This window comes from Luteitalea pratensis (assembly GCF_001618865.1).
Classification (GTDB): Bacteria; Acidobacteriota; Vicinamibacteria; order Vicinamibacterales; family Vicinamibacteraceae; genus Luteitalea; species Luteitalea pratensis.
In genome coordinates, this window is record NZ_CP015136.1 from 5,101,220 (window position 1) to 5,123,461 (window position 22,242).

The 22,242-nt window shown below is 67.6% G+C and carries 21 protein-coding genes and 1 tRNA gene; 7 read left to right on the forward strand and 15 right to left on the reverse strand.

The features are described 5' to 3' along the window. Positions 1-147 precede the first annotated feature (147 nt). Positions 148-1,668 carry a histidine ammonia-lyase gene (gene hutH / locus LuPra_RS21365; protein ID WP_110172626.1) on the forward strand — a complete coding sequence of 507 codons (1,521 nt, stop codon included), beginning with the start codon at positions 148-150 and terminating at the stop codon, positions 1,666-1,668. Positions 1,669-1,792: 124 nt separating this feature from the next. On the opposite strand, the gene ftcD is transcribed toward hutH, so the two are convergent. The 5 genes from ftcD to malQ all read right to left on the reverse strand — a co-directional run bounded on the left by ftcD (position 1,793) and on the right by malQ (position 6,193). After that, the gene (gene ftcD, locus LuPra_RS21370; RefSeq protein WP_157899507.1) at positions 1,793-2,803 is read right to left on the reverse strand and encodes a glutamate formimidoyltransferase; all 1,011 of its coding nucleotides are present in this window, start codon (positions 2,801-2,803) and stop codon (positions 1,793-1,795) included. Continuing rightward, positions 2,796-3,233: a large conductance mechanosensitive channel protein MscL gene (gene mscL / locus LuPra_RS21375; protein ID WP_110172628.1), complete on the reverse strand. Its 438-nt coding sequence runs from the start codon at positions 3,231-3,233 to the stop codon at positions 2,796-2,798. Before mscL ends, ftcD begins: the two co-directional genes overlap by 8 nt. 14 nt (positions 3,234-3,247) lie before the next feature. Further along, positions 3,248-3,931: a DUF481 domain-containing protein gene (locus LuPra_RS21380; RefSeq protein WP_110172629.1), complete on the reverse strand. Its 684-nt coding sequence runs from the start codon at positions 3,929-3,931 to the stop codon at positions 3,248-3,250. Then, the gene (locus tag LuPra_RS21385; RefSeq protein ID WP_110172630.1) at positions 3,837-4,103 is read right to left on the reverse strand and encodes a hypothetical protein; all 267 of its coding nucleotides are present in this window, start codon (positions 4,101-4,103) and stop codon (positions 3,837-3,839) included. Before LuPra_RS21385 ends, LuPra_RS21380 begins: the two co-directional genes overlap by 95 nt. Positions 4,104-4,567: 464 nt before the next feature. Continuing rightward, positions 4,568-6,193, reverse strand: a complete 1,626-nt coding sequence (malQ, locus tag LuPra_RS21390; RefSeq protein ID WP_110172631.1) for a 4-alpha-glucanotransferase — start codon at positions 6,191-6,193, stop codon at positions 4,568-4,570. 54 nt (positions 6,194-6,247) lie between these two features. On the opposite strand from malQ, the gene LuPra_RS21395 reads away from it, so the two are divergent. Beyond that, positions 6,248-6,565 (forward strand): SdpI family protein, encoded by a 318-nt coding sequence (locus LuPra_RS21395; protein WP_110172632.1) that lies wholly within the window; start codon positions 6,248-6,250, stop codon positions 6,563-6,565. 6 nt (positions 6,566-6,571) lie between these two features. On the opposite strand, the gene LuPra_RS21400 is transcribed toward LuPra_RS21395, so the two are convergent. Beyond that, complete coding sequence (locus LuPra_RS21400; RefSeq protein ID WP_110172633.1) at positions 6,572-7,480, reverse strand: RraA family protein; 909 nt, start codon at positions 7,478-7,480, stop codon at positions 6,572-6,574. Between the two features lie 236 nt (positions 7,481-7,716). Here LuPra_RS21400 and LuPra_RS21405 point away from each other — a divergent pair, with 236 nt between their 5' ends. Continuing rightward, entirely contained in the window at positions 7,717-7,932 is a 216-nt protein-coding gene (locus LuPra_RS21405; protein ID WP_110172634.1) for a hypothetical protein, read from the forward strand. Positions 7,933-8,040: 108 nt separating this feature from the next. On the opposite strand, the gene LuPra_RS21410 is transcribed toward LuPra_RS21405, so the two are convergent. From LuPra_RS21410 to LuPra_RS21430, 5 genes are all read right to left on the reverse strand, one after another. Next, positions 8,041-8,613: an OmpH/Skp family outer membrane protein gene (locus tag LuPra_RS21410; RefSeq protein ID WP_162271464.1), complete on the reverse strand. Its 573-nt coding sequence runs from the start codon at positions 8,611-8,613 to the stop codon at positions 8,041-8,043. A gap of 168 nt (positions 8,614-8,781) precedes the next feature. Continuing rightward, entirely contained in the window at positions 8,782-9,294 is a 513-nt protein-coding gene (locus LuPra_RS21415; RefSeq protein ID WP_110172636.1) for a hypothetical protein, read from the reverse strand. A 288-nt stretch (positions 9,295-9,582) separates the two neighbouring features. Then, positions 9,583-10,101 carry a class I SAM-dependent methyltransferase gene (locus LuPra_RS21420; RefSeq protein ID WP_157899508.1) on the reverse strand — a complete coding sequence of 173 codons (519 nt, stop codon included), beginning with the start codon at positions 10,099-10,101 and terminating at the stop codon, positions 9,583-9,585. Positions 10,102-10,490: 389 nt separating this feature from the next. Continuing rightward, positions 10,491-10,579 (reverse strand) — tRNA-Leu (locus tag LuPra_RS21425). A 126-nt stretch (positions 10,580-10,705) separates the two neighbouring features. Further along, on the reverse strand, positions 10,706-11,071 hold the full coding sequence (locus LuPra_RS21430) for a hypothetical protein (protein ID WP_110172638.1): 366 nt from the start codon (positions 11,069-11,071) through the stop codon (positions 10,706-10,708). Positions 11,072-11,231: 160 nt separating this feature from the next. Between LuPra_RS21430 and LuPra_RS21435 the strand changes: the two genes are divergently transcribed. Beyond that, positions 11,232-11,678, forward strand: a complete 447-nt coding sequence (locus LuPra_RS21435) for a hypothetical protein (protein WP_110172639.1) — start codon at positions 11,232-11,234, stop codon at positions 11,676-11,678. Positions 11,679-11,852: 174 nt separating this feature from the next. Here the strand turns inward: LuPra_RS21435 and LuPra_RS21440 are convergent, their stop codons facing one another. The 3 genes from LuPra_RS21440 to LuPra_RS21450 all read right to left on the reverse strand — a co-directional run bounded on the left by LuPra_RS21440 (position 11,853) and on the right by LuPra_RS21450 (position 17,403). After that, on the reverse strand, positions 11,853-12,569 hold the full coding sequence (locus LuPra_RS21440) for a copper homeostasis protein CutC (protein ID WP_110172640.1): 717 nt from the start codon (positions 12,567-12,569) through the stop codon (positions 11,853-11,855). Then, the gene (locus LuPra_RS21445) at positions 12,566-14,713 is read right to left on the reverse strand and encodes a thioredoxin domain-containing protein (RefSeq protein ID WP_110172641.1); all 2,148 of its coding nucleotides are present in this window, start codon (positions 14,711-14,713) and stop codon (positions 12,566-12,568) included. The genes LuPra_RS21440 and LuPra_RS21445 overlap by 4 nt, the downstream gene beginning before the upstream one ends. Before the next feature lie 206 nt (positions 14,714-14,919). Beyond that, entirely contained in the window at positions 14,920-17,403 is a 2,484-nt protein-coding gene (locus LuPra_RS21450; RefSeq protein ID WP_110172642.1) for a DUF4062 domain-containing protein, read from the reverse strand. Between the two features lie 521 nt (positions 17,404-17,924). Here LuPra_RS21450 and LuPra_RS21455 point away from each other — a divergent pair. From LuPra_RS21455 to LuPra_RS21465, 3 genes are read left to right on the forward strand one after another with little or no spacing between them, the layout of a single operon-like run. Then, complete coding sequence (locus tag LuPra_RS21455) at positions 17,925-18,464, forward strand: DJ-1/PfpI family protein (RefSeq protein WP_110172643.1); 540 nt, start codon at positions 17,925-17,927, stop codon at positions 18,462-18,464. A gap of 17 nt (positions 18,465-18,481) precedes the next feature. Continuing rightward, positions 18,482-19,594 (forward strand): galactokinase, encoded by a 1,113-nt coding sequence (gene galK / locus LuPra_RS21460; RefSeq protein WP_110172644.1) that lies wholly within the window; start codon positions 18,482-18,484, stop codon positions 19,592-19,594. A gap of 39 nt (positions 19,595-19,633) precedes the next feature. Further along, positions 19,634-21,232 (forward strand): sodium:solute symporter, encoded by a 1,599-nt coding sequence (locus LuPra_RS21465; RefSeq protein WP_110172645.1) that lies wholly within the window; start codon positions 19,634-19,636, stop codon positions 21,230-21,232. A 68-nt stretch (positions 21,233-21,300) separates the two neighbouring features. Here the strand turns inward: LuPra_RS21465 and LuPra_RS21470 are convergent, their stop codons facing one another. Continuing rightward, on the reverse strand, positions 21,301-22,239 hold the full coding sequence (locus LuPra_RS21470; RefSeq protein ID WP_157899509.1) for a YihY/virulence factor BrkB family protein: 939 nt from the start codon (positions 22,237-22,239) through the stop codon (positions 21,301-21,303). Positions 22,240-22,242: the final 3 nt, after the last annotated feature.

Sequence of the window (22,242 nt, forward strand, 5' to 3'; positions counted from 1 at the left end):
CGGCGCGCAGAGGGGACGGCCGGACAAGTCCGGCCGCTACATCTCTTTCGACGTAGGCGTCGACCTTCAGGTCGACGCTGGCTTGCCGTGTAACGACCTACACGACAGATTCCGCCGACCTGAAGGTCGGCGGCTACACTCGCGGCAATGCTGATCACGCTGGACGGGTCTCCACTGACGCTCACACAGGTCGCCGCCGTGGCGCGCGGCCAGGCGGTGGTGTCGCTCGGCTCCTCGACCCGCGAGCGGCTCGCCCAGGCACGCACGCAGCTCGAACGACTGGTCGAGGACGGACTGCCTCACTACGGCGTCAATACCGGCTTCGGGTCGCTGTCCCGGACACGCATTCCCCCCGACCAGCTCCGCGATCTCCAGCGAAACCTCGTGCGCTCGCACGCGGCAGGCGTCGGCGACGCGCTGCCGGCCGACACCGTGCGCGCCATGATGCTCCTGCTCGCGGCCTCGCTCGCTCGGGGCGCCTCGGGCGTTCGTCCGATCGTCGTCGAGCAGATCCTCGCGCTGCTGGCGCACGGGATCACGCCGGTCGTGCCGTCGATCGGCAGCGTCGGTGCGTCCGGCGACCTCGCGCCGCTCGCGGCCGTGGCGTGCACGCTGATCGGCGAGGGCGACGTGTCGGTCGCGGGCACGCGCACGAGCGCCTCCACTGCGCTGGCCAGGGCCGGCATCGCACCGCTGATGCTCGAGGCCAAGGAAGGCCTGGCGCTGATCAATGGCACCCACCTGATGGCCGCCGAAGCGGCGCTGCTCCTGACCGAATGGGAAACGCTCTGGCCGGCGGCGCTGGTCGGCTGCGCGATGTCAATCGACGCGGCCAAGGCGACCGACGTCTTCCTCGACGCCCGCGTGCATGCCCTTCGCGCGCAACCCGGGCAGTCGACAGTGGCCGCACGGCTGCGCGCACTGCTCGAGGGCACGCAAATCGTCGAGAGCCACCGCGTGAATGACAGCCGCGTGCAGGATCCCTATTCGTTCCGGTGCGCACCGGCGGTGCTCGGTGCAGCCGTCGACGCGGTTGGGTACGTGCAGGCGGCCCTGGCGCACGAACTCGCTGCGGTCACCGACAACCCGCTGCTCGTGGGCGCCAACGAGGATCGGGCCGGCGTGTCGCTGATATCGGCGGGCAACTTCCACGGCATGCCGGTGGCCCTGCCGCTCGACGTGCTGGCCATCGCGCTGACCCACGTTGCCGGCATTGCCCAACAACGGGTCTTCTTCCTGCTCTCGGCGCGCGATCCGGAGAGCGGCCTGCCACCGTACCTGAGCCCGTCGCCAGGACTGAACTCGGGCCTGATGGTCGTGCAGTACACCGCGGCGGCGTGCTGCAACGAACTCGCCGGACTGTGCATGCCGGCATCGGTCATCAACGTACCGACCTCGGCAGGTATCGAGGACTACAACTCCTTCGGGCCGCGCGCGGCCGCGAAGGCGCAACGCGCCCTCGAACTCACACGCACCGTCGTGGCCATCGAGTTGCTCTGCGCGGCCCAGGCGCTCGACGACCATCGTCCGCTGCGCTCCGGGGTCCAGGTCGAAACCGCGCATGCGCGCATTCGCAGCGTCGTGCCGCCGCTCGAGACGGACCGGCCGCTCACGGCAGACATCGAGGCCATTGCCCTCCTGATCGCGACCGGTGCCTTCGCCAGTTAGGTAGGGACCGCTCTCAGAGCGGTCCATGTCTTGCCGATCGGTCCGTAGTCGGCGGCGATGACCCAAGCCAAGGGCGAGGCGCTGGACGCCTCGGAGAGGCCGTGGACGCCTCAGAGAGGCGTCCCTACCTGTCCATCGCCCATTCGAGGACGCGGCGGGAAGAGTCGAAGGGGCCGAGTGCGTCGAGCCGCAACGATCGAACCGCCGCAGCCACGAGCGCGGCATCCGGCGTGTCCTGTCCGCCGGCGACTGCCGCGCGGCCTGCAGCACGAAGCGCCTCCAACGGAACAAGGCCGATCAACTCCGATCCGATCACGCGAGTGCCGTGCGCTTCGGCCTCCTCGGACACGACTCGCCAGGCCGTGTGCATCGGCGTCACCGTGACGTCGAGCAGGTTCAACGACACCTGCGCATGCCCGTAGGACGGCATGCCCCATCCGACGGCGCGAACTGCCGGCAGCAGTCCCGGGTGACGCGCCAACCCACTTCGTTCGCGAGTCGTCTGGCCGGAGGTCCGCACACGCCTGGCGATCGACCGTGCGAGGTCCACGTCCGACGTGTCGAGCGACAGGTTCCACGCGATCAGGAACGGACGGGCGCCGACGATGGCCGCACCCATGGTGGGATGCGCGAGGCGTGGACCAAAGTCCGGAACGAAGCGAGGATCGCGCAGCCGATCGGCGAGTCCCTCGAACTCGCCGCGTCGCAGCAGCGGCAGCGCTCGCCTCGTGGGATCGAATGCGGCTGCCTCGTAGAGGTACACGGGCAGTCCGAGATCGTGGGCCAGCGTCGCGCCGACGCGCCTGGCCAGTCGCGCGCACCGCTCGATGCTGGTGGCGCGAACGGGCACGAAGGGACAGACGTCGAGTGCGCCGAGGCGCGGGTGCGCCCCGCGCTGGCGTCGCATGTCGATGCGTGCGGCCACTTCCCGCCCAAGGGCGATGGCGGCATCGCCGACAGGCTCCGGCGGCCCGACGAAGGTGAAGACGGTGCGATGGGCATCGACGCCACTGTCCACGTGGAGCAGCCTGACACCGGGCATCGCCGCCACCGCCGCAGCAAGGGCCGCGATCACAGCGGGATCGCGGCCCTCGGAGACGTTCGGGACGCACTCGACGATCGGATCGTCAGGCACGGGTGCGCTTGAGTTCGTCGCGGATCTCGCGCAACAACTCGATGTCCTCCGGCGGCGGCGCCGGCGCCGCATCTTTCTCGTGAATCATCTGCTTGCGCATCTGGTTCACGAACTTCACGAGCAGGAAGACCGCGAATGCGATCAGGAAGAAGTTGATCAAGACGTTGATGAACAGTCCGTAGTTCAGCGTGACGGCGCCGGCTGCCTTCGCTTCCGCCAGGGTGGCGGCGGGCCCCGTGAGCTTGCCCGGACTCAGCGTGACAAACAGGTTGGCAAAGTCCACCTTGCCGACGATCATGCCGATGATCGGCATCACGAGGTCGTCCACGACGGACTTGGTGATCGCCCCGAACGCCGCGCCGATGATCACGCCGACCGCAAGGTCGATGACGTTGCCTCGGGCGATGAACTCCTTGAACTCCTTGAGCATGCTGTCGCTCCCGGTCAGAACTTGTAGACGAACGCAGTGATGAAGGCGATGTCGTTCTTGTCCGCGTCGCCGGTGGGCCGCGATTTGTACACGTCCTGGAACTCGAGCTTCAGCTGGACACGCGTGGTCACCGAGGCCGCCAGGCCGGCGCTGAAGGTATACAGCGCGTCGCCGAAGTCGTCCATCTTCCAGAGTGCGGTCGATCCCTGTGTGATCGCGGCATTGGCCGAGAGCTTGTGGCTGAACTTCTCGCCGAGGGTCACCGCGCCGTCGGTCTCGAGTTCCAGGCCGGTGTTCTTCTCGAACGCCATGCCGAGGCTGGTGTCGACGTCGAAGGTGGTGCGGTCGGTCGCGACGACCTTGTAGCCGATGCCTGCCGTCGGCGCGATGAGATAGTCGATGTCCTTGAATCGGTCACGCACATAGCCGAGCTGGCCGAACAAGTACGCGCGCTCGGTGATCAGGCGTTCGAGGCGGGTGGCGACGAGGCCGCGGTCGGCGTTCTCGTTGCCGTCAACCACTCCGTCCTTTCGCGGGAACCCCGCTGCTATCGCCAGCCGGACGGAGGCGCGTCTGGGGCGGGCCGTGGCTCGCCCCCGATGATCAGCGGCTCTCGTTGGCCAGTTTCTCGTAGGCGTGCGCGAGGTCCTGCGCCTCCGACCTGCGGGCCCGCGATTCCTCGAGCGGCGCACCCTCATGCGTGCGACTGGTCGCGATCACCGCGGCGTTCTGGTAGGCCGCCCGTACTGCGCCGCGCAGCGCGTCGGCGACATCGGCCACCATCTCGTCCGTGACCTTGACCGAAGGCGGCACGCGGGTCAGGGCCCGACGGGCTCGCTCGTTGATCTCCATGCCGATTTGCGCGTTCATTCAGGCGTCCTTGCGAAGCGGGAACATTCGGGCAGGCCCGCACGCCCTCGTGCGGCCGAGCCAACGCCCCATTGTACGCAACGCCCGGGACTCGCGCGCCGGGCGACTCTAACAACTCCGCCACACGCGCCGACACTGGACCTTGGTCCTGCGAGCTCTGCTAGGATCGCGCCGCCGCCTGCCGGATGTGTCGGTGCCTTGACCTCGACCCTCGTCACTCGGCCTTCGGCCCTCGTCGGTAGCGCCGCGGCCCTCCGAGCCCGGCCTGCATGCGGCATTCGGCACTCGGCAGTCGCAGACGGCCGACAATCGAAGCCGACCGTCGACCTAAAGGTCGACGGCTACGGGTCGGCGGCGTAGCCGTCCAATCGGGGACGCAGGTCGCCGCTGCTCCAGCGACACCGGAGCATTGACGAACACCGATGGCGATTGAGCCCTCCGGGCGACTCTGTAGGCGTCGACCTTCAGGTCGACGCGGGCGCCGCCTCCGTCCGTGAGGCAACCGCGAAGGTCTGGCGCGATGGTGGGAGGCGGCCGTACAGATCCGCGAGCCGGCGCAACCCGGATGCGTGCGGCCCCTTCAGCGCGCCTGGCTGCAGGCGCCAGCGCCAGTTGCCCGAGGCGCGTCCCGGCACGTTCATGCGCGCGTCGCTGCCGAGTCCGAGCACGTCCTGGACGGGGATGATCGCCGTATCGGCCACCGAGGCAAGCACGCCGCGAATGGCCGCCCACGCCAGGTCGTCGCCCGACGCATCGAGGTAGGCTTCGGCGTACCGCCGCTCGCGCGCGACGTCGTCCGGGGATCGCGCGCTCTCGCCGGCGCCACCGCGCGCCCAGCCGATCATCGTGTCGTTGTCGTGCGTGCCCGTGTAGGCCACCCGATCGCGCGTGAAGTTGTGCGGCAGGAAGTCGGGCGCCTGCGGGTCGGTCCCGAATGCAAACTGCAGGATCGCCATGCCGGGCAGCCCGTGACGTGTCCGCAGATCCTCGACGTCGGGAGTGATGAAGCCGAGGTTCTCCGCGACGATCGGCAGCGGCCCGAGCGCTGCCGACACGGCGGCGAGGAGGTCGCCGCCAGGCCCACGTTGCCAGACACCGGACGCGGCAGTGGTCGCATCGCCAGGCACTTCCCAGTAGGCAACGAAACCGCGGAAATGATCGAGGCGGATCTGGTCGACGAGCGCGAGCGTCATGCGCATGCGACCAATCCACCACGAAAAGTCATCGGCCTTCATGCGATCCCACCGATACAGCGGGTTGCCCCACAGTTGGCCCGTGGCGCTGAAGTAGTCAGGAGGCACACCCGCCACGACGCGTGGCGCGCCGTCGGCACGCAAGTCGAATTGATCGCGGTGTGCCCACACGTCGGCGCTGTCGTGGGCCACGAAGATCGGCATGTCGCCCATGAGCGTGATCTCGCGAGCCGCCGCGGCGTCGCGAAGGGCTCGCCAGTGCGCGAAGAACTGCCACTGCACGAACTGGTGCCGCCGGCACGCGGCCGCATGCTGCCGCCTGGCGTCCTCGAGCGCGCCCGGTGCGCGATCGCGCAGCGGGCCGGGCCACGAGGTCCAGGCGCGCATGCCGTGGGCCTCCTTGAGCGCCATGAAGAGGCTGAAGTCGTCGAGCCACCACGCATGTTCGGCGCAGAACGCATCGAGGGCCTCCCGTTGCGCCGTCATCGCCTGGGCGTCGAAGCGTGCGAAGGCGCGCACCAGGAGATCACGGCGCGGCGCGATCACCTGATCGAAGTCGCTGGTCCCGACCGGCAGCGCCGCCAGCGGTTCGAGGTCGCGTTGCTCGAGCCAGCCGTCTTGCACCAGGCGCTCCGGGCTCACGAGCAACGGATTGCCGGCCATCGCCGAGAAGCACTGGTACGGCGAGTCGCCGTACCCCGTCGGGCCAAGCGGCAGTACCTGCCACACGCGTTGACCGGCCTGTTCGAGGAAGTCGAGAAACCGATGCGCCTCGACGCCGAGATCGCCGATGCCGTAGCGCCCGGGCAGCGACGTCGGGTGCAGCAGCAGGCCGCTCACTCGTGGCGACGTCATGGAAGCTCTCCCTTGACATGATTCAGACGTCGACCCCGACATGCCGATGACAGGTATGCCTCGGGGGGGACTGTCCTCTTCCGCGAAACATTCCTCATGGTCATCGGTCCCATCGTGCTGATCCTGGCGGCGGCCCCCATGCTGTGCGGGCAACTCTCACCGAAGGGCCCGCTGGGCCCCGGCAAGCACGGCAAGGAGATGTCCGACGAGGAGTGGTACCGGACCAATCGCGTCGCTGGCGGCGCCTTCCTCGTGGGTGGCCTGATCTGGCTGGCCGCAGCGATCCTCCTGCCCGGCCGGTTCGACACCATGCGACAGGAACAGGAGACCATCGCCTTCATCGGCGCGACGGCCGTGGCGGTGGCGATGGTCGTGTCGGTGATGTACGTCGAGGGAGAGTCCGAGGAATGGTGATCGACACTATGGCTGCCCCTTGCGGATCTCGGCCAGCCGCTGTTTGAGATACGCCTCGTATTCCTTCTTCAGTTCGGGATCGCGTGGCGAACCGTAGATCTCGCTGGATTTGTACTTGCCCTCGTCGAATTTCCGCTTCGTCCATTCGTCGTGGATGCGGGTCTCGTCGGCCTTGTCGAGGACCTCGGTCACGAGCGCAGGCGGAATGAAGTAGACGCCTTCGCGATCGCCGACCACCAGGTCACCAGGCATCACGGTGACGCCGCCAATCCGCACCGGGATGTTCACGCCCGAAATCATCACGTTGGAAATCGCCGTCGGATGCGCATGGCGGAAGTACGCCGGCATTGCGATCTGCGACAGCCCCTCGAGGTCACGCACCGCCCCGTCGACGACGAGGCCGCCGCCCCTGGTGGCCTTGTCGACGTAGTAGAACAGGTTGTCACCGACGATCGTGCCGCCCTCCTTCTTGCCGAAGAGGTCGACGACGAGCACGTCGCCGGGTTGCAGTTGATCGATCGCGAACTGGTTGCCGAGGCGCGGGATGTTGGCAGCCTTCGCGTTCGCGTTGAGCACCTCTTCGACGTCGGGTCGCACCGGCATGAACTGCACCGTGAACGCGCGCCCGACGAGCTTGGTACCAGGGCGCAGGATCTGGAAGCCATCCTCGTACTGGTTGCGGAAGCCCTTCCCCGGCAGCACGGTGAGGATGTCCTCGGACGAGAGGGCCCGCGCCCGCGCGATCAGCGCGTCGGGCACCTTCGGCCGCCCGTCCGGCAGTCGCTCGAACGGGTTCTGCGCCGTGTAGGCGACCAGCTGCTCACGCGTCAGGGTGAACAGTTGCGCCTGGGTGAGCGATGAGAGCGTGACGACCGCGAGCGCGGTACCGCCGGCAAGCACGACGGAACGGAACATCGGCGACTCCTCTCCAGCGGGCGCGACAGCTCCCGCGGCATCGGTGAGCGTGTGCGCGAGAGCATAGCCGGGGGGGGGACGGGTGGCAATTCGTAATGCCGCGATGCCGAGAATGCCGGGAATGCCGGGAATGTCGAGGGCACCGAGCTGAGACCGGAGCGTCTCGCCGCGGCTTACCGCGGACGTCGAGTCGGCTACGCTGGGTTGCCGCATCGGTGCGGCCAGGAGGACGGAACGTGGGAACCGACAGGGTGACGAAGGTGCTTCTCGCTGCGATTGCCGCGGGCGTCTGGGCGATCGTGCTGTTGCAGGCGTCGAATGCGCGGACGGTCAGCGACATGGCCGCCGAGGTCAGGGCCATCGGCGCGGACACGCAGAGCATCCACGAGGACCTGGACGCAGCCGCCGAGGACGACGTCCAGGGCGGCGCGACGAGCTACAGGCGCGATTGAAGCGCCATTGAAGCCGTAGCCGTCGACCTTCCAACTTCGCCACGGCTAAGGTCGACCGATGACGACGAGGGGGAGGCGTCATCCCCCCGCCCGCGCCAATGCGACGAGTCAAGGGGCCGGACTGGCGTCGATGCGCTTCGCGATCTCGTCAGACAGGTCCAGCGCCGGCTCCCACCAGACCAGTCCGCTGTCGCCCATGCTCAGGACGGCCCACAGCGACCGTTCCTTGGCCACCTCCGCCACGGCCGGTCGTGCCTTCTCGAGGAACGCCTGCTCGACTTCGCGCTGTACCTGCTGCACTTCGGATTGGGCGTCCTGCGTGAATCGCTGGAAATCCACCTGCGCACGCTCGAACTGGCGCCGCAACTGTTCGCGCGCAGCCGCGTTCAGGACGGCAGCGCTCTGCAGCTTGCTCTCGAGGGCCGCGACGTCCTTGCTGCGCGCGTTGACCTCGGCTTCCTTCCTGGACCGCAGTGCCTCGATGCGCGCCGACATCGCCTTCCCTGACGTGGACACCGCGGCCACGCGGGTGAAGTCCACCAGGCCGATGCGGGCGTCGGCCGGGAACAGTCGCGCCACGGCGGCGGCTGGCGCGCCGGGGTCCGGCCTCACCTGCGCCCTTGCCGCAGGAACCAGTCCCACCAGGATCGCCAGCGCCCATGCGTACGAACGACCGTTCACCATCCCTGCCTCCAGGTGTTGGCGTCAATCAGGATTGCCCTGCCATCGCGTGCAATCCTCTATAGACGGCCGTCGGGACGGCCTGGCTTGCCAGTGCCGCGGCCACCGCCGGGGGCGACCTTAGCCCGCGTCAGCGGTCGTCGGCTCCAGCCTCGCGTGGGTCCTTTTTTACTGCGCGGCTGCCACGAGTGCAGTCGTTGCGTCCTGCGCCGGTTTGATCAGAAGGGCTCCGCGAATGTCCTGGCTCTTGCCATCGAGCACCGCGACTTTGCAGTAATAGGAGCCTGGAAACAGGGACGCGGGCACAAAGGCCGTGGTGTGGCTTCGCCGCGGCTCCAAAGCAGGGGCAGAACCGTCCGCTGTCAACTCCCCGGTGACTGTATTGAAGACCTCGATCTCAACACTGCGCGTCGAATCAGCGATGTTGACGACGCCGCAATACAACACCCCGCTACGCAACTCGACCATCGGCGTAAACGCGACATTGGAATCATTTGCGGCGATCAGGCCATCGACGCCTTCCTGCACCGTCGTCAGCGACGCCAGGATCTGCTCGAGAAGCTCGATAACGCCTCCCGGATTCTGGCGTGCCGCGACGCCGGCGCCAAGCCCGCCTATCAGGATCACGACGACCGCAACCCGCAATTTCCACCCACGTTCAGCAGCGGTTATCCACGACATGGCTCTGCTCCTTCCTGGCGGTCGGCCGAGTACGGCGAACAATCACCGCGACTTGGGCACAAGGATCAGATCGTGCGAAGGCCACACGTCTTCACAGCGGCCCTGAATCGACGTGCGAAGGGAGCGTAGACGGCATCCGCGCGGGTGCACAGAGCATGACCATGCTGTCTTGTAACGATGGATGACTCAGGCGTTGTCGGGGCGCGTCGGATGGGCTTGAGATGTGCCAGCGTCGTCGTATGTTTGGACGAATACACTGCCAGCCACCAGCAGCGTCCAGTGCGACGGTCAATTTAGCGCCTTACGGGCGTGGAAGCGCAGTACGGGACCCTTCGTCCGCTGGTTGTAGTCAGGAAACCCTTCATCCTCTGAATACCGTAAAATCTCCAACCCTGGAAACACCCGGGGCAGTGAATCTGGTTCGTATCCCCCTCCGTAATGCTCGATGACAAGATGGCCGCCTGGGCGAAGGGCGGTCACGATCCGGGCCCCGAGCGGCTCAATACGGCCCATGTACATCACGACGATGAGATCGTATCGAGCTGTCCCATAGTCGAACGCGAACATATCCGCTTCGATGGCATTCAGCGCCAGCTTCGCTTCGGTTGCGGCCGCCCGCGCCTTCACCACGCCGACCGTGGACGTATCGAACCCAGTCACGTTCCACCCCGCCCGTGCCAGGTAAAGCGCGTTCCGCCCAGACCCCATGCCAATGTCCAGAGCGTCTCCAGGCTTCAGCTCGTTGGCCACCTGCATCAGGAAGGCGTTCGGCTCCCAGCGGATACGAGCCGGTTGGACCTCGAACATACGATTCCACCTGGCTCGTTCCTCAGGCGATTCTGGCGACGGCGCCTGCAACGCTGCAGCAAGAATCGTGTAAGCCAACAACAAGAGCTGGGGGTAAGGTGTCCCCATCGCTTCTGCCCTCCCTCCCAGATGACACGTGTATCGACAAGGCGAGACGGCTTCATTGAGCGCGACTCCAAACCCGTTGCCTTACTGCCCTTGCGCTGGATCCACGGCGTCGACAAGTGGGCACAATTTGGGCACGATCGAGTGGCACTGGGCATGGACCGACGGTCACTTCAACCAATGAAATTGGTGCCGGGAGCGGGAATCGAGCGCCACGGCGAGCCCGCAGGGCGGAGCCGGGCGCCTGATGCTCGCTCGTGCACCGGCATGAGCGAAGCGAATGATGGTGCCGGGAGCGGGAATCGAACCCACACGACCCTTACGGATCAAGGGATTTTAAGTCCCCTGCGTCTGCCAGTTTCGCCATCCCGGCGGGGTGGCACTCACTCATGCCTAATGCCTAATGCCTAATGCCTGCATGGGCGATGCGCGCGCCGCGCGTGGTGCGGCCCGCAGCGCGGCATTCGGCATCACGGCATCGCGGCATTTTCACAATGCACTAATGCACCACGCCGCCGCTATTGGCCGGCGGCGCTTTCACGGCTTCGTTGAGCAACTGCTCCAGCTTCGCTTGCGGCAGCGCGAATGGCCCGGCGACCGCCGACGCGCTGTGGATCTCGAGGGCGATCAACGCGCCCTCCGCATGCGGACTGACGATCCAGTTGATGCCCCTGAACGTGAGCGCGGACGGCTCGTCGCTGCGGCCCGGGTTCAGCGCGCGATCGATGGCGAGCAGGGTCGACTGCAGCACCGTGCTCGCATCGTCGACGGTCCAGGCCGCGGGGTCGTCCCCGCCGATGTGGTGGACGGTCTCGGTGAAGACCTTCTCGTTGGCGCGCAGCATGATTTCGACGTCGTAGGTCATGGATGTGAATCGCTCGGGAATCGATAAACTCCAAGAATTGCACACTTCAGCCCGCTCGTGGCAGGGAGATGGCGTCGGCACCACGCCGCGTGCAGAAACCCGCCACATTCGTGCAAATCCTGAGGTTCGCCGGCGGCCGGCCGCTGCTACACTCGCCTCGATGCTGACGCCGCGCGAATTCGTGGGCCGCATGACCGAGTGGGTGGACGCATTCAATCGCGGCAGCCTCGACCTGCCGGACGGCATCCTTCACAAGGACGCGGTGTTCCGCCTCAACGGCCGCGCCTACGAAGACACGCTTGGCCGGCCGCCCACCGACCCGCTCGTGCGGCTGGTGGCGCGAGGCCCCGGCGGGTACCGGCTGCTGGTGAAGGCCCTGCAGTACACCCTGACGGCCCCGGGCATCGCAGTGCGCGACTTCGAGATCCGGCACGGCCTCGGGACCGGCCACATCGACCTCACGGGCCGGTTGCGCGACACCGGCGAGGGGTGGGTGAGCAACGCCGACCTCGCCATGACTGTCGACGTCGACGGCCACGTGACCGAGATTGCCATCCAGATGGACCCCGACGACGTGGCGCGACTGCTGCAGGCCCGACAGGCCTGACAGGTCGCGATGGCCGGGCTCGGAGAGCCGGCCCTATCGTCATTGAAACCGGCCCTGCGTCGGAGAGCCGGCCTACCGTCGTTGAAACCGGCCCGGCGTCGGGGAGCCCGGCCCTACCGTCGTTGAAATCGACCCCGCGTCGGAGAGCCGCCCCTGGCATCGGGCGGCCGGCGCCTATCGTCCCCGCGACAGCCAGCGATCGCGCAGCGTCGCGACAATGCGGGCGTCGACCGGCGCGCCATAGGACTCTCCAGTTCGCGCGAGTCGCCCGACGTGCAGTTCGCGCAGTGACGAGCACGGCGCGAGCACGTCGATGCCCTCCATCGACACGCCACCGCCGACGATCACGCGAACCGGCACGATCGCGGCCTGCAGTCGCACGAGCGCCCCCGCGCGTGACGCCCATGCGCCGGCGCCACCGCCAGAGAGCACGCGATCGACAGCCGGGCAACGTCGCAGCGCCGCGGTGGGGTCGCCGCTGATCCGCTCGATGGCCCTGTGTACGGTGATGCGGGCCCGCGGTACTCGTTCGGCCACCAGCGCGAGCGCGGCCTCGTCGATCTCGGCAGATCCGTCCGCTGCGGCGCGCACGTAACCGGTGACGACGTCGACCGGCAGATCGGCAAACAGCGCAGCGTCGTCAGCGATCTCGTCCCGGTGCGTGTCGTCGCCGACGAGGAACGTGTTGCGCGGCCGAATCATCACGCGTAATGGAATGCCGACGCGTTCCAGCAGCGCCTCGACCACGCGCACGTCGGGTGTGAGGCCGTCGGCGCGGATGTCGCGGACGACCTCCAGGCGCGTCGCGCCGCCTGCCTCGGCGGCCAGGCCGTCCTCGACCGACAGGGTGATGACTTCGAGGGCATCGGAGGGCGATGTCGAGATCGTCACGGCAGGCCTCCCAACTGGCGTGCGAGTGTCTCCGGATCCGTGGTGGGCGCCTGGCAGGCAAAGCCTTCGCACACGTACGCCGTCGCCCGCTGATCCCGCAGTTGCAGCGTCGCGAGAAACGGGAGCAGGTGCGTCAGGCGCGCCTGTGCGTGCCCCGGCGTGACCGGCACGCAGATGGCGAACGGCAGGTAGTGGCGCGCGACCACGTCGTGCAGCGCCTGAGTATCCTGGGCGTCCGGCGGCCCGACGATCACGACCTGCCGCAGGCCGGCATGGTACATGGCGAGGTTGGCCAGCATGTGCGGCACGGCACGCGCCGCCTGGCCGATGGCGAGACCGCCGCGGGCCAGCGTCCGCTCGATGCGCGCCGCTGCTGTCGCGTCAGGCGTCAGGTGCATGAGGCGCAGCAGGTTGCCGACGGCCACCGAACTGGCAGCAGGCTCGGCGCCGTCGTAGTCCTCCTTCATCCGCAGCAGCACGCTGGGATCGTCACCGGTCGTCGAGAACCATCCGCCCGCGACGTCGTCCCAGAACCGGTCGTCGAGTTGCGCCTGAAGATCGCGTGCCCATTCCAGCCACGACGCCTCGCCCGTGGCCTCGAACAGCTCGAGCAACCCCCAGGCCAGATACGCGTAATCCTCGGCATATGCGTCGATGGCCGCATGGCCGGCGCGCCAGCGTCGCAACAGGGCACCCCGATTGGCATCCCACAGGCTGTCGCGGAGGAATTGCGCGGCCCGCTCGGCCGCCCGCAGCCACGTCGCGGCCTGCGGACTCTGGCTGCGGAGTTGCCGCGCCGCTCGGGCGAACGCGGCGATCATCAGCCCGTTCCACGCAGTGAGCACCTTGTCGTCGAGCCTCGGGCGTGGCCGCTCGCCGCGATGGACATACAGCCGCTGCCGCGCGGTCCGAAGGTCGCGGATGATCTCGTCGACGGGCCGTCCGAGACTTGTGGCCAGGTCCTCGAGGTCGCGGGCGACGTACAGCACGTTGCGGCCGCGGAACTCTCCCTGCGGATCCTGGGCGTTGCCTCCGGGCAACAGACCGAACCGCTCGATGACGAGGGGCGCCAGCGCCGCCCCGACGGCATCGGTCACGTCCTCCAGGCTCCAGAGGTAGAAGGCGCCCTCGAGGCGCCGCGGGTGGGGCGCATCGGCTTCGTCGGCCGGCACGCTGTCGGCATCCTCGGCGGAAAGAAAGCCGCCCTCGGGGCCGGTCAGTTCGCGCGCCACGTAGGCGAGCGTGTCTTCGGCGACCGACGCGTAGAACGGATCGCCGGATGCCTGCGAGGCCTCGAGCAGCGCGAGCACGAGTTGCGCCTGGTCGTAGAGCATCTTCTCGAAATGCGGGACGCGCCAGAACGCGTCGACCGAGTAGCGGTGGAAGCCGCCGCCCACGTGGTCGCGCAATCCGCCCGTCGCCATCGCGCGCAGCGTCTCGAGCGACATGTCGAGACCCTCGGGGTTGCCCGAGAGCGCGTGCTGCCGGAGCAGGAACAGGAGTTCGGACGGACGCGGGAACTTCGGCGCCGCGCCGAAGCCGCCGAACCGCGGGTCGTAGGCCTTCACGTAGACGGCGAGCGCCGTGTCGAGGGCCGCCGGCGGTGCGACGTGCACGCCGTCGTCGGCCTGCGGCTCAGGGCGTGTCGCATCGCGGAGCCGCTCGGTCAGCGTGGCCGCGGAGGCGGTCACACGGCTGCGCTCCTCACGCCACGTGCGGCTGATCTCCTGGAGCATTTCGAGGAAACCGGGGCGGCCGAACCGCGCCGTCGGAGGAAAGTACGTGCCGCCATAGAACGGCTGCAGGTCGGGTGTCAGGAAGACGCTCATCGGCCAGCCGCCCTGCCCGGTCGTGGCCTGGACGAACAGCATGTAGACACGGTCGATGTCGGGCCGTTCCTCGCGGTCCACCTTGATGCTGATGAAATGAGCGTTGAGCAGCGCCGCGATCTCGGCATGCTCGAACGACTCGTGCTCCATCACGTGGCACCAGTGGCACGTGCTGTAGCCCACCGAAAGAAAAATCGGCTTCTGCTCGGTGCGTGCGCGGGCCAGCGCCTCGGCGCTCCACGGGTGCCAGTCGACCGGGTTGCCGGCGTGTTGGCGGAGGTAGGGGCTGCTCTCGCTCGCCAAGCGGTTGGCCATCGGGCCATCTTAGCCCTGATGCAAGGTCGGGGTGCCCTCGTCCGGTGCCGTTTCTCTGAGTATTCTCGCGAATTCAACGCCCTTCACCGACACCTGTGACCCGATCGGTGACGGCGCGACCCTCAAAGCCACGGGCTCGGCGCCGGCTGCCACGCGATCCCACACGGCCTCGGCGTGCGCGCGCGTGTCCGCGCTCTCAGCGCGGACTAGCCGGGTTGTCGAGGAGCGGGTGTCGAGAGTCCCGCGAAATGCTCCAGGAGCAGGCGGTGGACGAAGATGAAACCGCCTCCCACCTGACGCAGGAATACCAGCCTCACCCCCTGTCTCAGTGATCCGATGAGCCTCCGCGGCGTGCGTTCGGAGATGACGAGCATCAGCCGCAAGACGTAGTGGAGGACGATGTCCGCTCCCCCGAACACCGCACACCCCAGTGCTCCCGGGATGTAGGCGAGGCCCACCCACATGCCCGGCTTCGCAAAATCGGAACCGAAGGTCAAGGCGAGCACCACGCCGACACATCCGGCAAAGACGAGCGCCGCCCGGAGCATGGTCCGCCGAATCCCCTGATTGGGCGAGAACGTCTTGAGCGCCCGTGGCTGCACACCCCCGAGGCCGAATCCGGCCAACCAGCCCACCGCCACGACTGTGGCGTAACCCCTCCAACCCGAAGCGGCAGCCAGCCCGGACAACGCGTTTTCGACCAGGAGCATCAGGCCGAGGGCGACCACGACGCCGCCCCAACTGCGCTTCAAGGCGGATCGCCTCGACCATCCCACGCTTTCGAACGTCTCGATTTCCTTGGTCAGAGGGAGCCGAGCCTTCAAGGCGAGCACGATACTGAGCGGCGCGATGATCAAGATGCTCCCAAGGGCAGACAAAAGAACCTGATCGAGCGAGAACGAGACGTCGGACGGCGACGGGGAAATCGTCTGAAGGCCCACATGGACGACGACGCCGACGACCAGACCGCTGGCGATCCAGATGCCGATCGGTCGCAGCCATCCGAGCGTGCGAGACAAGCCCGTGCCAGCCATGACGAGCTCGAAGAGACTCACGGCCAACGCCTGCGACAGGGCCGCCCACGCCGCGAAGCGGATCGACCCCTCGGAAAAATACAGGCCCCAGGCGCCGGTCAACGCGAGCGCGAGCGCGGTCCGGCCGGTCACGACGTAGGCGGCAAGCGCCCAGCGTTTCGTGAGCCACGACGGCTGCATCTGCTCCACCAGGTACTCAGTGACGCCCTGGCCCCGCATCGCGCGCGCCAGCCAGGCAAGGAAGGCGATCGTCTGCGGTCTGGTCCCGAGCCCCTCCCGGACGCCCTTGCGGGCAAACATCGTCTGGATGTACCGGTCGAACAGAGCGTGGCGTCTCTTCTCGGGTGTGGTGTCCGCGGACGCCGACGGCGCCTCGGGCGACGCGTCGGCATAGGCCAGCGCCATCACGTTCAGCAGCAGCGGCGACGTGGCCAGCGAGCGAAGCGACTCGTCGTTGTCGAGCGCCGATGCAAGACCTGCGAAGCGAGGTCCGATCTGCATGAGGTAGGACTGGATTTGCGCCGCCTCGAGCGGTCGAAGCCGGATCGCCCCCCAGGCCTTGATCCGGTCGGGTAGCGCCACGTATTCGGCGACGCGGCTGCAGACCACCAGGCCGGGCGCACCATGGCTCTCCACATACGCGTTGATGGCGCGAACGCAGTCAGCACGTCGCGACTCGTTCACTTCGTCGAGCCCGTCGAGCAGCAGGAGCAGGCGTCCCTCCGTCAGCCAGCGGCGGCACAACTGCTTCGGGATCTGGTACCTGCCGCGAATCTCCTCGGTCAGCCAGTCGAAGAGCGGCCCGCTTCGCGAGCCGAAGGACGAGAGATTCAAGACGACCGGGGTGATGCCTTCGTGTTCAGAGGCCAGCAGGCTGCGGGCAAGGTCCAGCAGGCACGTGGTCTTGCCCGCGCCAGGCTCGCCGAGGACCAGCAACGATCGGCCCGCTTCCTCGAAGATGTCCGCAATCTTGCGGCTCCTCAACAGCTCGCGCGTGGAGTGGTCCGGCAACTCCAGCACGGTGGCCCACGGATGGTCGATGGCCTCCGTGTTGCCCTCGATGCCGAGATCGATCAGGACTTCGTCGTACAGCGAGTGCTTGAGGACGCCGTCCACCCAGAACTGCTCGACCTTGCGGCGCAGGATCTCGAGCTGGGACTGTTCGACGTCCCGGCCCGGCGTGGCACGGCGCTGCGCCATCTCCGTTCGCTGGTCGCGGATCCGGCGCGCCTGCCAGGCCGCCAGGTCGTCCTTGACCATGGCTCCGAGCTGTGACGCGTTCTCGAACCGCCGAACCGTGACCCCGTTCTCGACGTGACCTGCCCGCGCGAGGAAGGCTTCGAGCCGCGGATCGCGGCCGTCAAGGGCGGTCCGTCGTTCGTACACCAGGCGGTCCTTTCCCAAAGTGGTCGCCAGTTCGAACTCTTCGACCGTGTACGCCCCGTACTTGTTCGCAAACAGGCCGACGTAGATATCAGCGCTGTCGAGTTCCTTGCTGAAGGTCAGCGCGGGACTCTCCGGCCGGGCGCCCGCGTCGCGCTCGAAAAGCCAGGCGTCGATCTTGAGCTCGTCGAGCGCCTGCTTGACGGCAAGACGCTCGGGTTCGAGCTCTTCCATCGAGGAACTGACGAACGCTCGGATGCGTTCGAAGATCATGGGGGACCCTGGGCCGGGCGCGATTCTAGCACCGGGTCACGGCCGACGGCGTCTGACGTTGCCTACGGAGACACACGCCATGCCTCGCTTCGCGCGCAGAATCACCTCGCCGGCGCCCGAACGCGTCAGCCACGGCGTCAACGACCGCGCGTGCACATAGACCGACGTTTCGCGTAGACGAGCGCTTGCGTATCGGGCACGCGGTCCCTGCGCGCGGGCCAGGTACCGAGATGCGTTCGTTCCCGACTAGCAGAAGCCGCAAGAGGGGAAGCGCGATGAAGAAGAACGCGGTCGACCCAATGCGAAGGACTACCGCGGCTTCTGATTGCCAACGCGCCGGTCGGGCTCACCTGTGGTCAGTCCGTGACCTGACCTGTGACGTTCCCGGACGCGCCGCGCCACGTCTAGCTCCCCTTGCGGGCGCGACCGACCGCCGCTTTCTTGTTTTCTGGCGTCGCTGAGGGTCGCTGGGGCCCTTTGGCCTCGAAGCCCTGATGTAATATCGGCCCAGGGAGACGCCAGTGATCACCGATCAACGCAAGCGCGTGGCTTTGCTCGTGGAGGATGAGTTCGAGGATGCCGACGTGGCCGGCACGAGCGACCTTCTCCGGTCGGCCGGTGTCGAGGTGGTGATCGTCGGTCCGCTCGCGGGACGTACCTATCGCGGACGCAAGTCCCTCGAGGTGGAGTCGGAACTCGCGGCCGGCAAGGCGCATGCGAAGGACTTCGATGCGGTGCTCATCCCCGGCGGCCATGCCCCCGATCGGATGCGGATGCGGCACGCCATGATCGACCTCGTCCGCGACACGCTCGCGGCGGGAAAGCCGGTGGCGGCCATCGACCGCGGCGCGCAGTTGCTGATCTCGGTGAAGGCCGTGGCGGGCCGCACGATCACGTGCTGGCCGTCCATCGCCATCGACATCAAGAACGCCGGCGGACGCTACGTGGATCGCCCCGTCGTCGAGGATGGCTGTGTGATCACCGCCCGCAAGGCCGACGACGTTCCGCACTTCGCCGCGGCAATCCTGAAGGCGCTCGGCAACCTGCAGCCCGCCTCCTGAGACGCGCCCCCTCGCCTGTGACAGAAATACCCCATCACGACATCATCCGGCACCTCGGTCACCGGCGCACCGTGATTGGCCAGGCGCCCGGACGCGTGAACCTGATCGGTGAGCACACGGACTACTCCGGCGGCTACGTGCTGCCGATGGTGATCCCGCAGACCACCGCAGTCGCCGCCGCTGCCAATGCCGATGCTGCGTCGCGTGCGTGGAGCGCCTCCATGCCGCACGATCAGCAGCAGGTCCGCTTCGTTGTCGGCGAGGAGGCCCGCGCCGGCGCGTGGGTGGATTACGTGCAGGGCGCCAGCGCCGTGCTGCGGGCGGCCGGGCACCGCGTCAGCGGCTTCGACGCCGTAATCAGATCCGAAGTGCCGCTCGGCAGCGGCCTGTCGTCGAGCGCCTCGCTCTCGGTCGCGGTCCTTCGCGCCTTGCGCGACCTGTTCCAGTTGCCGATCGACGACGTCGTGCTCGCCGGCCTGGCCAGACGCATCGAGACCGACTTCATCGGCGTTCCCGTGGGCGTGATGGATCCGATCGCCTGTTCGCTCGGCGCGGCCAACCAGGCGCTGTTTCTCGACACCCGGGATCTCTCGTGGCAACTGGTGCGGATTCCCTCGACCGCCGAGTTCGCGGTGATCAACTCTGGCATCAGTCACAGCATCTCGACCGGCAGCTATCGGCTGCGCCGGCAGGAGTGCGATGCCGCCACGCGGTTGCTCGGCGTCCGCGACTTGCGGGACGTCGCTGACGACGACCAGCGCCTCGACACACTGCCCGACCCGCTGCGCAAGCGCGCCCGGCACATCGTCAGCGAGAACGGCCGCGTGCTCGGCGCCGTCGACGCATTGCGCAAGCGTGACATGGCCCGCTTCGGCGCCCTGATGGACGGGTCGCATGCGTCGCTGCGGGACGACTATGAAGTGTCGCTGCCGGAAATCGACCGGATGGTGGAGATCGCGCGTGCCCAGCACGGCGCGCTCGGCGCACGCATCACCGGCGGCGGCTTCGGCGGCTCGATCGTGGTCCTCACGCAGGCCGGGCAGGCCGCGCGGGTGGCCGGCGCCGTCGCCCAGTCGGTGCGCGACGAACTCGGGCTGCGACCGCAGATCCTCGTCCCCGCTCCGGCGTAAGCGCGCCCGGGCTCGCCCGCGGGTACAATCCGCGGACGCATGACTACCCTCGATTTCGCGGTCCTGGCCGCGTACTTCGTCCTGATCTTCGCGATCGGCTTTTCCTTCGCACGCCGCAACCGATCCTCGACGGAGTACTTCCTGGCCGATCGCAACGTCGGCTGGTTCGCCATCGGCACGTCGCTGTTTGCCACCAACATCTCCAGCGAGCACTTCATCGGCCTTGCCGGATCGGGGGCGACCACCGGGCTGGCCGTCGGGCACTTCGAGTGGCTCGCCGTGTTCATGGTGCTGACGCTCGGCTGGGTGTTCACGCCGTTCTACCTGCGCAGCGCGGTGTTCACGATGCCCGAGTTCCTCGAGCGCCGCTACGGGCCGGCCTGCCGCTGGTATCTGACGACGGTGTCGGTGCTGGCCTACATCTTCACGAAGATCTCCGTGTCGCTCTACGCCGGCGCGCTGCTGCTCGAGACGCTGCTCGGCTGGGACTTCTACACGTCGGCCGTCGTGATGGTGGTAGCCACCGGCGTGTACACGGTGGCCGGCGGCCTGGCGGCGGTGATCTACACCGAGCTGGTGCAGGCGATCATCCTGCTCGGCGGCGCCATCGTCCTGACGGCGCTCGGGCTCTCCGAAGTCGGTGGCTGGAGCGCCCTGCGAGCGAAGGTGCCCGCTGACTTCTTCTCCATGATTCGTCCGATGAGCCACCCGGACTTCCCGTGGACGGGTATCTTCTTCGGCGCGCCGATCCTCGGCATCTGGTACTGGTGCACCGACCAGGCGATGGTGCAGCGGGTGCTCGGCGCAAAGAACGAAGCGCACGCGCGCGGCGGCACCATGCTCGCGGCCCTCCTGAAGATCACGCCGGTGTTCGTGCTCGTGCTGCCCGGGGTGATCGCAAAGGCACTGTATCCCGACGTCACCGGCGACAACGCGTACCCGATCATGGTGCTGCGCCTGCTGCCCTCCGGGCTCACCGGCCTCATGGTGGCGGCGCTGATGGCGGCCCTGATGTCGTCGCTCTCGGCGACCTTCAACTCGAGTTCGACGCTGATCACCTTCGACGTGTATCGCAAGCTCCGTCCGCAGGCCACCGAGACACAACTGGTGCGCGTCGGCCAGCTCGCGACGGTGGTCATGGTCGTGCTCGGCATCCTGTGGGTGCCGTTCATCCGCACGCTGAGTTCCCAGGTGTTCGTGTACCTGCAGAGCGTGTCGGCCTACATCAGCCCACCCATCGCGGTGGTCTTCCTCTTCGGCGTGTTCTGGCCACGCGCCAACAAGGAAGGGGCCGTCACGGCGCTCGCATCGGGGGCGATTCTCGGAGCCGCGCGCTTCGTGCTCGAGGTCATGAAGGCGCGCCCGTTGGTCGCCGACAGCCCCGCCCTCACATGGTTCGTGTCGGTCAACTTTCTCCACTTCGCAGTGCTGCTGTTCGTGATCGCGACCGTGCTGCTAGTCGGCGTCTCCCTTGCAACCGCGGCGACTCCGGCAGCGCAGTTGCGTGGGTTGACGTTCGGGACGCTCGAAGGCGGCTATGTCACGAGCGAGGCCGAACGCAGGACGATGCGCTGGCAGGCGCCGCTGTCGGTGGCGCTGATGCTCGGCGTGATCGCGCTGTGGGTAATCTTCAGGTAGTCACCAAATGGGTACCGGGTACCGGGTACCGGGTACCGGGTGCCGGGTGCCGGGTGCCGGGTACGGCCTCACCGTGGCGGCGGCTGGCGCGCGAGCCGGCGCATCTGCGCGTACGCCACCGTGAGTTCGACGCCGTACAACAGGACCACGGCCGAGACGTAGACCCAGAGCAGGAAGACCACCACGCTGGCGATCGTGCCGTGCACGCTGAAGCGCGACAGGTCGCGCACGTACCACTTGAACCCCGCGAGGGCCCCTCGCCAGAGGAGCCCAGCGATGATCGCGCCCGGCCACACGTCGCGGAACCGCACTTTGTTGGTGTTGGGCACGAAGTAGAAGATCAGCCCGGTCACCATGATGAACAGCAGCGTGCTCGCCCAGCGCGCCCACAGGCCACGCACCCAGTCGAGAGCCGGCATCGTCCCCACCGCACTGGCGAACCAGCGCGCCTCGATCAGCGATGCCGTGCTGACCAGGGCCAGCGCGACCAGCAGCAGCACGCTCGAGGCGGCCAGCATGGAGAACGCCACCAGCTTGTGCTTGAAGTAGTTGGGCTGGCGATCGACCTTCCACGCATAGTTGACCGCCGTCGTGATGGCGCCGAACACGCCAAGCGACGACCAGATCATCAGCAGGCTCGCTGCCAGTCCCAGCTGGATCCGTTGCTGCCGGAAGGCATCCACCTGTGTGGAGATGAAGTCGAACTGCCGCGGGAAGTAGCGGAGCACGAAGTTGAACACGCGGATGCGCGCGTCCTCGTTGGTCGTGGCACTCCCGAGGATCGAGAACAGCAGCAGGAACAGCGGGAACAGCGACAGCAGGGCGTAGAACGAAATCGACGACGCGTACGTGAGGTTGTCGCTGTTGAAGAAGCGAATCAGCGCCCGCCAGGCAGCGAGGCCGATCGTCCGCGGCAGCGTCAGCATCGACGAGAGCTGACGCGGCCACGACCCGGGCGAGGCGTCCGGGTCGGGCACGGGAGCGAGGGCGTCAAGGCGACGGCTCACGGG